Annotated in this window: 14 protein-coding genes; 12 read left to right on the forward strand and 2 right to left on the reverse strand. The window is 64.3% G+C overall.

The genetic code is table 11. From position 1 onward, the window contains the following. Positions 1-99 precede the first annotated feature (99 nt). The 3 genes from aspS (at position 100) to ACVOLV_RS03110 (ending at position 2963) form a co-directional block, all read left to right on the forward strand. Positions 100-1857, forward strand: a complete 1758-nt coding sequence (aspS, locus tag ACVOLV_RS03100; protein ID WP_481553094.1) for an aspartate--tRNA ligase — start codon at positions 100-102, stop codon at positions 1855-1857. Positions 1858-1860: 3 nt separating this feature from the next. Beyond that, a complete protein-coding gene (locus tag ACVOLV_RS03105; RefSeq protein ID WP_481553095.1) occupies positions 1861-2382 on the forward strand; it encodes an N-acetyltransferase family protein in 522 nt (173 codons plus the stop codon). A gap of 317 nt (positions 2383-2699) precedes the next feature. Further along, positions 2700-2963, forward strand: coding sequence for a transposase (locus tag ACVOLV_RS03110; protein ID WP_481553096.1), 264 nt, complete (start codon positions 2700-2702; stop codon positions 2961-2963). 41 nt (positions 2964-3004) lie between these two features. Here the strand turns inward: ACVOLV_RS03110 and ACVOLV_RS03115 are convergent, their stop codons facing one another. Both ACVOLV_RS03115 and ACVOLV_RS03120 read right to left on the reverse strand, forming a co-directional pair. After that, on the reverse strand, positions 3005-4015 hold the full coding sequence (locus ACVOLV_RS03115; RefSeq protein WP_481553097.1) for a FecR family protein: 1011 nt from the start codon (positions 4013-4015) through the stop codon (positions 3005-3007). Further along, positions 4012-4494 (reverse strand): RNA polymerase sigma factor, encoded by a 483-nt coding sequence (locus ACVOLV_RS03120; RefSeq protein ID WP_481553098.1) that lies wholly within the window; start codon positions 4492-4494, stop codon positions 4012-4014. The genes ACVOLV_RS03115 and ACVOLV_RS03120 overlap by 4 nt, the downstream gene beginning before the upstream one ends. A gap of 200 nt (positions 4495-4694) precedes the next feature. Here ACVOLV_RS03120 and ACVOLV_RS03125 point away from each other — a divergent pair, with 200 nt between their 5' ends. From ACVOLV_RS03125 to tolQ, 9 genes are all read left to right on the forward strand, one after another. Continuing rightward, positions 4695-7760 (forward strand): TonB-dependent receptor domain-containing protein, encoded by a 3066-nt coding sequence (locus ACVOLV_RS03125; RefSeq protein WP_481553099.1) that lies wholly within the window; start codon positions 4695-4697, stop codon positions 7758-7760. Positions 7761-7814: 54 nt separating this feature from the next. Then, the gene (locus ACVOLV_RS03130; protein ID WP_481553100.1) at positions 7815-8462 is read left to right on the forward strand and encodes an esterase/lipase family protein; all 648 of its coding nucleotides are present in this window, start codon (positions 7815-7817) and stop codon (positions 8460-8462) included. A gap of 67 nt (positions 8463-8529) precedes the next feature. Further along, positions 8530-9261: a YebC/PmpR family DNA-binding transcriptional regulator gene (locus ACVOLV_RS03135; RefSeq protein WP_481553101.1), complete on the forward strand. Its 732-nt coding sequence runs from the start codon at positions 8530-8532 to the stop codon at positions 9259-9261. Positions 9262-9334: 73 nt separating this feature from the next. Beyond that, on the forward strand, positions 9335-9856 hold the full coding sequence (ruvC, locus tag ACVOLV_RS03140; protein WP_282269162.1) for a crossover junction endodeoxyribonuclease RuvC: 522 nt from the start codon (positions 9335-9337) through the stop codon (positions 9854-9856). A gap of 10 nt (positions 9857-9866) precedes the next feature. Then, positions 9867-10454 carry a Holliday junction branch migration protein RuvA gene (ruvA, locus tag ACVOLV_RS03145; protein WP_481553102.1) on the forward strand — a complete coding sequence of 196 codons (588 nt, stop codon included), beginning with the start codon at positions 9867-9869 and terminating at the stop codon, positions 10452-10454. 35 nt (positions 10455-10489) lie between these two features. Continuing rightward, positions 10490-12415, forward strand: coding sequence for a potassium transporter Kup (locus tag ACVOLV_RS03150; RefSeq protein WP_481553103.1), 1926 nt, complete (start codon positions 10490-10492; stop codon positions 12413-12415). 33 nt (positions 12416-12448) lie between these two features. Next, on the forward strand, positions 12449-13495 hold the full coding sequence (gene ruvB / locus ACVOLV_RS03155) for a Holliday junction branch migration DNA helicase RuvB (protein ID WP_481553104.1): 1047 nt from the start codon (positions 12449-12451) through the stop codon (positions 13493-13495). Continuing rightward, complete coding sequence (gene ybgC, locus ACVOLV_RS03160; protein WP_481553105.1) at positions 13485-13910, forward strand: tol-pal system-associated acyl-CoA thioesterase; 426 nt, start codon at positions 13485-13487, stop codon at positions 13908-13910. Before ruvB ends, ybgC begins: the two co-directional genes overlap by 11 nt. A gap of 20 nt (positions 13911-13930) precedes the next feature. Further along, on the forward strand, positions 13931-14713 hold the full coding sequence (tolQ, locus tag ACVOLV_RS03165) for a protein TolQ (protein ID WP_481553106.1): 783 nt from the start codon (positions 13931-13933) through the stop codon (positions 14711-14713). Position 14714 lies beyond the last annotated feature (1 nt).

The raw sequence follows: 14714 nt of genomic DNA on the forward strand, positions 1-14714 counted from the left end.
CCGCGTGACTGATCGCCGGATTTGCTCCTGCACCCGCTGAGCGCCAAAATACGGGGCTACCCGGCACCGTTTCGTGCCGGGCCCCCTGCGGAGCTTTCCATGCGTACCCATTTCTGCGGCCTGGTCGACGAGACCCTGATCGGCCAAACCGTGACCCTCGCCGGCTGGACCGACGTTGCCCGTAACCTCGGCGGCGTCTGCTTCATCGATCTGCGCGACCACGAAGGCATCGTCCAGGTCACCGTTGAGCCGGACAACGCCGAAGTGTTCGCCGTCGCCGCCAGCCTCGGTTACGAGGACGTGTTGCAGGTCGAAGGCGTGGTGCGCGCGCGTCATGCGATCAACGACAAGATCCGCAGCGGCAAGGTGGAAGTGATCGCCACCCGCATCAGCATCCTCAACAAGGCTGCGCCGCTGCCCTTCCACGCGCACGAGAACCCGGGCGAGGAAACCCGCCTGAAGTACCGTTACCTGGACCTGCGTCGCCCGGAAATGCAGCGCATGCAGCGCACCCGCATCAAGCTGGTGCAGGCGCTGCGCCGCCATCTGGACGCGCGCAACTTCCAGGACATCGAAACCCCGATCCTGACCAAGGCCACGCCGGAAGGCGCACGCGACTTCCTGGTGCCGGCACGCATGCACCCGGGCGAGTTCTACGCCCTGCCGCAGAGCCCGCAGCTGTTCAAGCAGATCCTGATGGTGGCCGGCTTCGACCGCTACTACCAGATCGCCCGCTGCTTCCGTGACGAGGCCCTGCGTGCAGACCGCCAGTTGGAATTCACCCAGCTGGACATGGAGTTCGCCTTCGTGCGCGAGCGCGACGTGCAGGACTTCGTCGAGGACATGATCCGCTCGATCTTCAAGGAAGTGGTCGACGTCGATCTCGACGCCAGCTTCCCGCGCATGACCTGGGCCGAGGCGATGCGTCGCTACGGTTCGGACAAGCCGGACCTGCGCATCGCGCTGGAACTGGTGGACGTGGCCGAGCTGGTCAAGACCAGCGAGTTCCCGGTGTTCACCGCTGCTGCCAATGACGCCGACGGCCGCGTGGCTGCGCTGCGCATCCCGGGTGGTGCCAGCCTCAGCCGCAAGCAGATCGACGAGTACGCCGCCCATGCCGCCAAGTACGGCGCCAAGGGTCTGGCTTACATCAAGATCGCCGAGAACGGTGAGATCAGCTCGCCGATCCAGAAGTTCTTCGCCGAAGACGCCTTCGCTGCCCTGCTCAAGCAGGTCGGTGCCGGCAATGGCGACATCGTGTTCTTCGGTGCCGGCGGCTACAACAAGGTCTCCGACTTCATGGGCGCGCTGCGCCTGAAGGCCGGCAAGGACTTCGGTCTGGTCGCCGACGGCTGGGCACCGCTGTGGGTCACCGACTTCCCGATGTTCGAGTGGGACGAGGAAGAGCAGCGCTATGTCGCCCTGCATCACCCCTTCACCGCGCCGGCGGTGGACGATGTGGCCGAGCTGCGCGCGCATGCCAAGACTGCGGTTTCGCGTGGTTATGACATGGTCCTCAACGGCAACGAGATTGGCGGTGGTTCGATCCGTATCCATCGCCCGGAAATGCAGAGCGCGGTGTTCGAGCTGCTCGGCATCGGTGCCGAAGAGGCGCGCGCCAAGTTCGGCTTCCTGCTGGACGCACTGAACTTCGGCGCACCGCCGCACGGTGGTATCGCCTTCGGTATCGATCGTATCGCCGCGCTGATGGCCGGTACCGAGTCCATCCGCGACGTGATTCCGTTCCCGAAGACCACCGGCGCACAGTGCCTGATGACCGACGCGCCGTCGCCGATCGCCGACGCGCAGCTGGCCGAAGTGCACGTGCAGGTGCGTCCGCGCGCCGACAAGGCCTGAGCCTTGTCCGCTGACGCCAGCATCCGTCGCGCGACGCCCGATGATGCTGGCGTGCTGTGCACGCTGGCCGAACGTACCTTCGTGGAGACGTTCGGCCATCTGTATCCGCCGCAGGACCTGGCCGACTACCTGGCCACGGCCTATCCGCCCGAACTGCAGCGGCAACAGCTGCAATCCGGTGATTACGCGGCATGGCTGCTGGAAGTGGCAGGCGAGGTCGTTGGCTTCGCGTTTGCCGGTCCCTGCGGTTTACCGCACGCGGATGCCAGCGCGACCGACGGCGAGCTGAAACGCCTGTACGTGCTGAGCCAGTACCAAGGCGGCGGTCGTGGTGGATTATTGTTCGACGCGGCCCTGCAGTGGCTGCAGGCACCGGGGCGTACGCTGTGGATTGGCGTGTGGTCTGAGAATTTTGGCGCGCAGCGTTTCTATGCGCGGCATGGCTTCGAGAAGGTTGGCGCCTATGAGTTCCCGGTCGGCACGGTGCGTGACAATGAGTTCATTCTGCGGCGGCTTGCTGGTTGATTGACAGCTGGTCGCTGTTGAGCTGTCGCATTGCAGCGCAAGTGTCTTGCCGAGCATGGCTCGGCACTACAGTTGTGTGCCTGTACTTGTAACCCTCCTTGCATGCATCAAAGTGTGCGCTGCATCGCTGTGGCCATGCTTGGCCGCTGCGTCTACACAGGAAAGGGGCTGGTTTGCGTGTGCAAGCGCGCGCGGCCTCCTGAACAACGGACCTGATAGCTGAGCCTTGTTGCTGCGGCCAGGGTGCGGAATGCAAGGGCGTGGGTACGGACGGCGAGACTGGCGTTGCAAGCAGTTGCCGGCAAGGCGAAGCAAACATGAGAAAGCATTTTGACGAGGCTCAGGTGATCGGCTTCCTGCGCGAGCTGGATGCCGGCCAAACCCTGCAGGAGCTGTGCAGGAAGCATGGCATCAGTGAGGCATCGCACGTGCTGTTGCGGCGCATCTGCGCTGGTCTGCGCGCACCTCATGCAAGCCACCTGCGGCGGCTGCAGGTGGAGAACCAACGGCTCAAGGCTTTGTTGCGGTTGCAGATGCTGGAGCGCGAGCGGATCAGGCAGGCCCTGCGCGAGCAGCTATGAGCTGCTGACCCGCGCCACGGCGATGGCCGGGCGCGCGTTGATCAGCGGCTGAGCTCGGTCTCGCCAGCCGCGTTGGTATGCGCCGAGACCTTGTGCAGCGCAGCCAGTGCCTCGACGAAACCGGCGCTGTCATTGCTGCGGAACACGCCGGAAACGCGCAGTTCCCCCAGTGCTGCATCGCGGATCCGCAGCGGGCTGCCACCATAGCGGTTGAATTCTTCGACAGCGGTGCGCAAGGGCAGGTCTTCAAATACCAGCTGGCCGTTCATCCAGGCTGGCGCGTTGCCACCTTGGAAGTCTTGTACTTGTGGCGCCATGCCGGTGGCCATGTGCGCGCGTTGCCCCGGACTGAGCGTGGCTACAGCCGCGGCGTTGTCGTCAGCTGCGGCAGCACGGAGCTGTACCTTGCCTTCGAACAGGGTTACATCCAGGCCATTGTCGAGGCGATACACCTCGAACTGGGTGCCGACCGCGCGAACGCTGCCCTGCGCGGTATCCACAGTCAGTGGGCGTGCGCTGTCATGTGCGACCTTGAAGAATGCACGGCCCTGGTCGAGGCGGATGCGGCGTTGCTGGTCGCTGTAGCGCACACGCAGCGTGGTGTCGGTATCAAGCTCGACTTCAGTGCCATCGGCTAGGGTGATGCTGCGTTGCTCGCCGACCGCGCTGGCGTAGCGCTGTTCGCTCACCGCTGCTGGCGCCAGCAGCCGCCAGCCGATGACCACGGCAGTGATTGCTGCTGCGCACGCGGCCAACCATCGCAGGCGTCGCGGCCGATGCTGCGATTGCGGCTTGGGGTGTTCGGCGAGTACGGGAACTGAAGCCAGGCGCTGGTTGATCTCCGGTGCGGATGAGAAGTCGGCTAGCGTCGACCACATGCGCTCGATTCGTTCATAGGCGAGCCGATGCGCAGGGTCGCCATCCAGCCATGCCTGGTGCTCAGCCTGTTCCTGCTCGCTCAGATCATCAGCGTGCTGGCGTGCGAACCATGTCGCGGCCTGGGTGCGGACCGGATCAGCGTCTTCAACGACTTCCAGCTTGGTTTCTTTCATGGTTGCTCCAGCCGCGTGCCGAAGTGGAGCAGGGCACGCATCATTTGTTTTTCGACCGCACTGACGCTGATGCCCAGCTGGCTGGCTATCGCGCCGTAAGTCAGGCCTTCGTAGCGATGCAGCAGGAATACCTGCTGGCAGCGCGGTGGCAGGTCGTCGAGAACCCTGAGGAAGGTCTGCAGGCGTTCGCGGTCCTGATAGACGCGCTCACCGCTTACCGTTTCGGTTGGCCAGCCCTCTGCGGTCTCATCGATGGGTACATGCTGGCCAACGTGGCGGGTACGGTCGCGACGAAAACGATCGCGCAGCAGGTTGCCGGCTATCGTCATCAAATACGCTTCGACGTTGTTGACTTTGTTGGCCTGCGGATCGCGCATCATCCGTACCAGGGTTTCCTGGGTGAGATCTTCCGCATCCTCAACCGTGCCCAGGTGGTTCCTGAAGTAGCGCATCAAGCGTGGGCGGTACTGTTGCGCCATGGCGCCAGCGTCCCGAAGGTTGTCGGGTGGTGGCTGAACGGGCGGCAGGGCTGCGGTCATTGGCAGGCGTTGACAGTCTGAGGCGACACGCGCAGCTTGAGGCAGTGCCAGTGATTCTGCCAGATGAGGGATTTCGCCGGCGCTGCGTCTGTACAGGGGGTTGAGGGCGTGGTGTCAGCCGGAATGTCACTGGAGAAGGGATGATCGCCAGCGCAGGCAGATACAAACAGCGGACCAGGTACGGCGGGGCGTTCCGGTCGTGGCTGTTGCTGTTGCTTGTAGCGCTGGCTGTTCCGGGCTGGGCACGGGACAGTGCCGCGACGCGCGGCTATGAGCAGCCACGGCAGCCGCTGCAGCAGGCGCTGGCCAGGATGGCTGCGGATTCCGGTCTGCAGATCTTGATGGCGCCGCAGATGCTGCGCGGCAAGACCGCGCCGGCCTTGAGTGGACGCTACAGTGTCGCCCAGGCCCTGCAGCAGCTGCTGGCAGGCAGTGGCCTGAGCTACCGGCTGACCGGCAGCGGCGTCATCACCATTGTCGAAGTGACGCAGCCATTGCCTGTCGTAGTGCCGGCCCCCACACGAGCACATGTGATGCCTGTTGTGGAAAGCTCGTTGCCATCACTGCACGTCACCGGCTCGCGCATACGCCGCAGTGAATTCGAAGGTGCAGCACCTGTCACTGTCATCACTGCCGAGCAGATGCAGCGCGATGGATACATGACCCTGTCCGAAGCCTTGGCCACCAATGGCATGATTGACTACGGCACAGAGTCGCAAGCTGCGCAGGGGCGCTTTTCCGCCAACGCGCAGCCGCTGAATCAGCGCGGGCTTGGCCCTGGCCGGGTGCTGATCCTCGTCGACGGCCGGCGTGTGCCGGATTATCCGTTTCCGTCCAATGGGCGCAGCAATTTCCAAAGCCTGGGCAGTATTCCGCTGGGGAGCGTGGACCGGGTTGAGCTGATGATTGGGGGCGCGTCGGCCATCTATGGTGCTGATGCAATCGGCGGGGTGATCAATATCCTGTTGAAGCGACCGCGCAGTGGCTCGCAGGTAAAACTGCGCACGGGTACAAGTACGCAAGGCGGTGCTGATCGGGTGGACCTGCAATGGTCGGGCGGGCATGGTGCCGATGCGTGGGGGGTGAGTTACGGTCTGCAGTATTCGCACCGGGAGCTGTTGCAGGGGTCACAGCGTGACCTGCAGCGACCGCGTCTGGGCGCTGCGCAGACACAGCCCGAGTTGGGTCTTGGCCTGCTGCGCGGTGGTGCGGGAAACGGTGCGCTGCTGCCGATGCCAGCGGATGTGTGCCGGCGCTGGAACGGCGAGTTTGTTGATTGGGGCTACCGCAGCGCACTGCCGTCAGACGGTATGCAGGGCGCTGGCTGCGGCACATGGCGTAACGCAGGCTATCCCTCTTTGGCAGATGGTGTACAGGAGCTATCTGGTCAGCTGCAGGCGGAGTGGAATCTGTCGCCGAGCACGCAGGCATGGGCGACGCTGCAGGTATGGCAGGCACGCAGCGAGTTGGCACCCGGGCTGGAAACAATCACCGGGCCGCACTCGCGCACGGCGGGCAGGGTGAATGAGATTTATGATCCGCAATTGGGATACATCGCGCCGCGGCGGCTGCTGACGCCGCAGGAAGTCGGTGGGCTCAGTACCGCCAATGATCATTACCGCGAGCGGATGTGGGATCTGGCGTTGGGCCTGCGCGGGCAGTATGGCGGGCGCTTGGATTGGAGTCTGACCACGGGCCGCTCGGACTACCTGGTGCAGCGCGACCAGCGCCGCCTGCTGGGTGACCAGGTCAACGCTTTTTTCTTCGGCGCACCGCTGGGTATGACCGCTGACGGCATCATCATCCAGCCGCTGGACCTGCAGCACTGGTATCGGCCAATAACATCGCAGGAATATGCGTCCATGTCGGGCATCGTGCATTACGACGCGCAGACATGGGTGGATAGCGCCTCCTACGTGGTTTCCGGCAGTCTTTTTGATCTGCCTGCAGGTCCGCTCGGTATGGCGGTGGTGTTGGAGGCTAGTCGCCAGCGCTACCAGTTGCAGAACACCCCATCGCTGCTACCGCTGCGGATGGAGGTGTACAACATGACCGGCAGCGTTGGTGGTGGCCGGCGTGATCGTTACGCAGCGGGCGCCGAGTTGAGCGTTCCGCTGGCCTCCACGCTCAAGCTCAGCCTGGCTGGTCGGCTGGACGACTATGACGATGCAACCGAGCTCGATATTGCCCGCACCTGGAATGCTGGTTTGGAGTGGCGGCCCAGCTCGCGGTTGCTGCTGCGCGCCAGCCATGCCACCAGCTTCAAGGCCCCCGACATGCATTGGGTTTTCAGCGATGGTGGCGGCAGTTTCGGTTCGGCGGTGGATGCCACCCGTTGCATCAATGCTGGTGCCAATCCTCGCTGTGACAACTATGTCACTGAGTTCCTGACCTGGACATACCGGAATCCGGAGCTGGGTGCGGAGACCGGTAGCTCCACCACGGCCGGCCTGGTGTGGGACGCGGGTGAAGCGCTGTCGATGAGCGTGGATTACTGGGACATAAGCAACAAGGGTGGTATCGGCCGGATTTCGCCGGCGCAACTTCTGCGCGATGAGGCCGAGTGTGTCACCGGTCGGCGCCTGGACGGTAGCCCCGCGGAGGTGGATCTGCGGGGTTGGCAGTGCCGTATGGCGCGAGCACGGGTGCAGCGCAGCGACGCGACGGGCACTGGCCGGATTCTGATGGTCGAATCGATGGCGGCCAATCAGTCCGAGCAACGCATCCGGGGGGTCGATGCGGTGCTCGATTGGCGCCGCATCACCCGCTTCGGAAGTTTCAATCTGCACACGGCCTGGTCGCATACCTTCTGGGGCGAGCGGCGAGTCCGTTCGCCGGGTACCTTGCATGACCAGTGGCGCGATGCTCAGTGGGCCATGGGCGAGAATCTGGCATTTCGCAGCAACCTCCGCACCAGTCTTGGCTGGCAGGGAAGCCAGGGATGGTCGGCGAACCTTGCCGGCACCCGTTATGGACGCTTGGCGCGGGTCGATGGCCAGGGCTGGATCGCCCCGCTATGGTTGTGGAATGCCAACCTGGGCAAGCGTGTGAGCGAGCGCGCGACGGTGACCGTGTTCATCAGCAACCTGTTCGATTCAGCGCCACCGCGTGACGGCAGCAATGACGAGTTCCCGTATTACTACGACGAGGTCTACAGCGCGATGGGGCGGCAGTTGGCCCTGCAGCTGGATTACAACTTCGACTAAAGGCGTTGTCGCCGCCCGTTGTGGCGGGCAAGGCGGATGGCGGAAACTGCACGCATGGCATTGCAGAATTCTCCGCGTCCCCGTGTTTTGATACTGCACGGTATCTGGAACACCCGCTCCTGGCTGCTGCCGCTGGCATGGCGCCTGCGCACGCAGGGCTTTGTGGTGGATACGTTTGGTTATGCCAGCGTGTTCGGCGGTCCGGAGCAGGCAGTGCCACAGCTGGTGCAGCGGCTGCGCGCGCACGGCCCGGTATCCTTGGTCGGGCACAGCCTGGGTGGTCTGGTCGCGTTGGAGGCATTGCGGCAGGCGCCGGGGCTGGAGGTACCGCGCGTGGTCTGTCTGGGTTCGCCGCTGCGAGGCAGTGGCACCGCCCGTTCGATGGCCGAACATGGCTGGTTGGCGGCCTTGGGGCGTAGCGGTGACCTGCTGCTGCATGGCTTGCCCGACTGGCAGGGACAGGCCGAGGTTGGGCTGATTGCCGGTTCTGTCGCGCATGGGCTGGGCGCGATGATGGGTGCGCTGGAAGGTGAATCCGATGGCACTGTAGGCCTGGCCGAGACGCGTCTGCCGGGCCTGGCCGACCATTGCGTGGTGCCGGTCAGCCACAGCGGGCTGGTGCTGTCGCCGGAGGTGGCCACGCTGACCGCCGGCTTCCTGCGCCAGGGGCGCTTCCCGACGGTTGCCGCCGCAACCGGCTGATGACGGGGGCTGGGCGGGGGATCAGGTAGAATCACCGTCCTGTTCCTGACAGATGTACGGTATTCCCATGGGTCGAGGTCCTTCCATCGAAGGCCGCAAAAACGCGAATGACGCGAAGCGCGGCAAGATTTTCACCAAAATCATCCGGGAGATCAGCGTTGCTGCCCGTGGTGGCGGAGGCGACCCAAACAACAACCCACGTCTGCGCACCGCGATGGACAAGGCCCTGAGCGCGAACATGACCAAGGATGTCATCGAGCGCGCGATCAAGAAGGCCACCGGTGAGCTGGAAGGCGTCGAGTACGAAGAAGTGCGTTACGAGGGCTATGCCCCGGGCGGCATCGCCGTGATCGTCGACTGCCTGACCGACAACCGCGTGCGCACCGTGGCCGACGTACGTCATGCTTTCAGCAAGTGCGGTGGCAACATGGGCACCGAAGGCTCGGTGTCGTTCATGTTCAAGCGGCTCGGCGTGCTGAGCTTTGCACCGGGTGCGGATGAAGAGGCCATCACCGAGGCGGCGATCGAGGCCGGTGCCGACGATATCGCGGTCTATCCGGAAGATGGTTCGATCGATGTCATCACCGCACCGGAGGCATTCCAGTCGGTGAAGGACGCGATGACAGCCGCCAAGCTGGTGCCGGACCACAGCGAAATCACCTTCCGTGCCGACAACGACGTCGCCGTCGATGCCGATACCGCCGTGCAGGTGAAGAAGCTGCTGGACATGCTAGAAGACCTGGACGATGTGCAGGACGTGTATTCCAACGTCGACCAGGCAGGCCTGGAGCGGGTCTGACGACCCGCCCGGTCCCACCGGGTGAGACGGCGTCCGGCCATGCTGGGCGCCGTTTTTTACTGATAGAGGCAGCATGACCCGCATCCTTGGTATTGATCCCGGCTCGCAGCGCACCGGCGTCGGCATCATCGACATCGACGCCAACGGCCGCGCCCGCCATGTTCACCACGCGCCACTGGTGCTGTTGGGGGCGGCGGATTTTCCACAGCGGCTGCGGCTGCTGGCGCACGGGCTGCATGCCTTGATCGAGGAATTCCAGCCGCAGGAAGTGGCGATCGAGAAGGTGTTCATGGCCAAGAATGCCGATTCGGCCTTGAAGCTGGGTCAGGCGCGCGGCGCGGCGGTGTGCGCGGTGGTGATGCGCGACCTGCCGGTCAGCGAATACGCCGCCACCGAGATCAAGCTGGCCGTGGTCGGTCGTGGTGGTGCGGAGAAACAGCAGGTGCAGCATATGGTGGGTTTGATGCTGAACCTGCAGGGCAAATTACAGGCAGACGCCGCCGATGCACTGGCGGTGGCCATTACGCATGCGCATGTCCGCGCCACGGCCAACCGGCTGGGAGTGGATGTGCGCCAGGCTTGGAGTCGGAAATGAGGTACTTGGCATGATCGGTCGCCTGCGCGGCATCCTGGCCTACAAGGCCCCGCCGTGGCTGGTGATCGACGTCAATGGCGTTGGTTATGAGCTGGAGGCGCCGATGAGCACCTTCTATGACCTGCCCGATGTGGGCCGCGAGATCATCCTGTTCACCCACTACGCGCAGAAGGAAGACAGCGTTTCGCTGTACGGCTTCCTGCGCGAGGGCGAGCGGCGGCTGTTCCGTGACGTGCAGAAGGTGACGGGTATCGGCGCCAAGATCGCGCTGGCGGTGCTGTCCGGGGCCAGCGTGGACGAGTTCGCGCGGCTGATCCAGACCGGCGATGTCACTGCGCTGACCCGGATCCCGGGTATAGGCAAGAAGACCGCTGAGCGGATGGTGGTCGAACTGCGCGACCGTGCAGCCAATTTCACCGGTGGCGGCGCCCCCATTGCCGGCCAGCTGGGCACCGATGCGGTGTCCGAGGCGACAGTGGCGTTGCAGCAACTGGGCTATAAACCGGCAGAGGCCGCCAAGATGGCGCGCGATGCCGGTGCCGAGGGCGATGATGTCGCCACGGTCATCCGTAAAGCGCTGCAGGCAGCGCTGCGTTAACCCTTTCGGCAGCATGACGCCAACCTGAGATCGCCATGTCCCACGCTCCTTCCACGTCTGATTCTTCTACTCAAGGCCATGGCCACGGTCACGGCGGCGCTGCCGGCGGCATGGCGCTGGTTGTCGGCGCCATTGGCGTGGTGTTCGGCGATATCGGTACCAGCCCGCTTTACACCTTGAAGGAAGCGTTCTCGCCGCATTACGGGCTCAACAGCGACCACGACACGGTGCTGGGCGTGCTGTCGCTGGCGTTCTGGGCCCTGAACATGGTGGTCACGCTCAAGTACGTGACCATCATCATGCGCGCCGACAACGACGGCGAGGGCGGCATCATGGCCTTGATGGCGCTGGCCCAGCGCACCCTGCGCAACGGTTCGCGCTCGGCCTATGTGGTCGGCATCCTCGGTATCTTCGGTGCCTCGCTGTTCTTCGGTGATGGCGTGATCACGCCTGCGATCTCGGTGTTGGGTGCAGTCGAAGGCCTGGAGGTCGCGGCGCCGGGGCTGGGCCACTTCGTGGTGCCGATCACCCTGGTGGTGCTGGCGGCGGTGTTCGCCGCGCAGCGCTTTGGTACCGAGAAGGTGGGCAAGGTGTTCGGCCCGGTGATGACCATCTGGTTCCTGTCGCTGGCTGCGATCGGCATCTGGAACGTGATCGCCGCACCGGAGGTGCTCAAGGCCTTCAACCCGCTATGGGCGGCACGCTTCTTCATGGAACATGGCTGGCACGGTGTCTTCATCCTCGGCGCGGTGGTGCTGGCAGTGACCGGTGGCGAGGCCTTGTATGCGGATATGGGCCACTTCGGTGCGCCGCCGATCCGCCATGCCTGGTACTTCTTCGTGCTGCCGTGCCTGGTGTTGAACTACCTGGGGCAGGGCGCACTGGTGCTGCAGCGCCCGGACGCGGTGGCCAATCCGTTCTTCGAGGCGGTGCCGGGCTGGGCGCTGATCCCGATGATCATCCTGGCCACAATGGCGGCGGTGATCGCCAGCCAGTCGGTGATCACCGGTGCATTCTCGGTCTCTCGTCAGGCCATGCAGCTGGGTTACATCCCGCGCATGCGCATCCTGCATACCTCGCACGACACCATCGGCCAGATCTATATCCCCGGCATCAACTGGGGCCTGGCGGTGATGGTGTTCGGTCTGGTGCTGGCCTTCCGCAGCTCCAGCAACCTGGCCGTGGCCTATGGCATCTCGGTGTCGGGCACGATGCTGATTGACACCTTGCTGCTGGCGCTGGTGGCGCGGGTGCTGTGGCCGCGTGCGCGCCACGCCATCATCGCCTTGTGCGTGGTCTTCCTCTTCATCGACCTGGGCTTCGTGATCGCCAATGGCGCCAAGCTGCTGCAGGGCGCCTGGTTCCCGCTGGTGCTGGGCCTGGTGCTGTTCACGATGATGCGCACCTGGCGGCGTGGCCGCGAGCTGCTGCGTGATGAGATCCGCAAGGACGGTATCCGTCTGGACACCTTCCTGCCGGGCCTGATGCTGGCTCCGCCAGTGCGGGTGCCGGGTACGGCGGTGTTCCTGACCGCCGACCCGACCGTGGTCCCGCATGCGCTGATGCACAACCTCAAGCACAACAAGGTGCTGCACGAGCGCAATGTGTTCCTGCATGTGGAAACCCTGCCGATGCCGTACGCGGCCGAGGGCCAGCGCCTGCGCATCGATTCGGTGGGCGATGAGTTCTACCGCGTCTACGTGCGCTACGGCTTCATGGAAACCCCGGATATTCCACTGGCGCTGATGCGTTCCTGCGACCATGGCGGCATCTATTTCGATCCGATGGATACCACCTTCTTCGCCAGCCGCGAGACCATCGTGGCCAGCGCCAACCGTGGTATGCCGATCTGGCGCGACAAGCTGTTCGCCTTCATGCATCGCAACGCGGCGCCTGCCACCGGCTTCTTCCGCATTCCGGGCAACCGGCTGGTGGAGCTGGGTGCGCAGGTGGAAATCTGATCGCATGCGACGTGCTTGGCGCATAATTGAGAAATGACTGACGACCGCATCATCGGCGCCGGCGCGACCCGCGAGGACGACGCCGCCGACGCCAGCATCCGCCCGCGCAGCCTGGCCGATTACCTCGGTCAGGCGCCGGTGCGTGAGCAGATGGATATCTATATCCAGGCCGCCAAGGCCCGCCGCGAGGCGCTGGACCATGTGCTGATCTTCGGCCCACCCGGGCTGGGCAAGACCACGCTGAGCCATGTGATCGCCAACGAGCTGGGCGTGGCGCTGCGCGTCACCTCTGGCCCGGTGATCGAAAAAGCCGGCGATCTGGCGGCATTGCTGACCAATCTGCAGCCGCATGACGTGTTGTTCATCGACGAAATCCATCGTCTTTCGCCGGTGGTCGAGGAAGTGTTGTACCCGGCGATGGAGGATTTCCAGATCGACATCATGATCGGCGACGGCCCGGCCGCACGTTCGATCAAGCTTGATCTGCCACCGTTTACCCTGATTGGTGCCACCACCCGTGCCGGCCTGCTGACCGCGCCCTTGCGCGACCGCTTCGGCATCGTGCAGCGGCTGGAGTTCTATTCGGCTGAGGAACTGACCCGCATCGTGCGGCGTTCGGCAGCCATCCTCGGCATCGATTGCAGTGCCGAAGGCGCCGGCGAGATCGCCCGCCGTTCGCGCGGCACCCCGCGTATCGCCAACCGCCTGCTGCGGCGCGTGCGCGATTACGCCCAGGTCAAGGCTGGCGGGCATATCGACCAGGATGTGGCGCAGGCCGCGATGCAGATGCTCAAGGTCGATCCGGAAGGTTTCGATGAGCTGGACCGACGCATGCTGCGCACTCTGGTGGAGTATTTCGATGGCGGCCCGGTCGGGGTCGAGTCGATGGCGGCGGCCCTCTCCGAAGAGCGTGGCACCCTGGAAGACGTGGTCGAGCCCTTCCTGATCCAGCAGGGCTTCCTGGTGCGTACCGCCCGCGGGCGCATGGCCACCAACAAGGCCTACCGCCATCTGGGCCTCAAACCCAAGGCTGCACCGGCTCCGGTGGACCTGTTCGCGGAGCAACGCGATGACGAATGAGTCTCGGTTCAGTTGGCCGACACGCATTTACTGGGAAGATACCGACGCTGGCGGCGTGGTGTACCACGCCCGCTACGTGGCCTTCATGGAGAGGGCAAGGACCGAATGGATGCGCGCCCTCGGTTATGGCCAGGAAGCCATGCGTTGTGGTGACGGCCAGGTATTCGTGGTCCGTGCCATGAACCTGGATTTCCTGAAGCCGGCCAAGCTGGACGATGCGCTGACCACCACGGTGGAACTGCTGCAATGCCGGCGGGCCAGCCTGCTGATGGCGCAGGCGGTGATGCGCGATGACCAGGTGCTGGCGACAGCGCAGGTCCGCCTTGCCGCTGTCGGTGCCCGCGACTTCCGTCCGCAGGCGCTCGATGACACGCTGTACGCAGTACTGAAACCCCTTCAAACACAACCCGCTTAAGCAACACTGAGGAAGATCGGATGATCGCTTTGCTTCTGGCCCTGCAGGCCACCGTGACCGAGGCCTTGCCGGCCGATGTCAGCGCAGCCGCCGCGCAGACCGTGGCGCAGGCCAGCCATGGCGGCGGCATCAACTACCTGGACCTGATGATCAAGGCCAGTATCCCGGTCAAGCTGATCGTGCTGCTGCTGCTCGCTGGTTCGTTCATCAGCTGGGTGATCATTTTCCGCAAGGCGCGTGTGTTCAAGGCCGCCGACAACGAGGCCAGCGACTTCGAAAACCGCTTCTGGTCCGGCGCCGACCTCGGCAAGCTGTATTCCTCGGCCACCGACCGCAACCGTCAGGTTGATGGCCTGGAAGCCATCTTCGAAGCCGGTTTCCGCGAGTATTCGCGCCTGCAGGGGCGCCGCGCCTTTGATGGCCGCACCCAGCTGGAAGGCGCGCAGCGCGCCATGCGCACCACCTATGCCCGCGAAGTGGACGGGCTGGAGCGCAATCTGGAATTGCTGGCCAATATCGGTTCCACCGCCCCCTACGTGGGCCTGGTCGGCACCGTGTTCGGCATCATGGTGACCATGCACGACATGATCAGCAGCGGTGAGCAGGCCGGTATCGCCTCGGTTGCACCGGGTATTTCCGAAGCCTTGTTCGCCACCGCGATCGGCCTGTTCGTGGCCATCCCGGCGGTGTGGGCCTATAACCGCTTCACCACCCGCGTCGAGCGGCTGTCGGTGCGCTATGAAACCTTCGCCGAGGAGTTCAGCTCCATCCTGCAGCGCCAGCAGAGCGGCAGCGAAGAGTAAG

The sequence above is a fragment of the Stenotrophomonas sp. STEN023 genome (genome assembly GCF_056760135.1).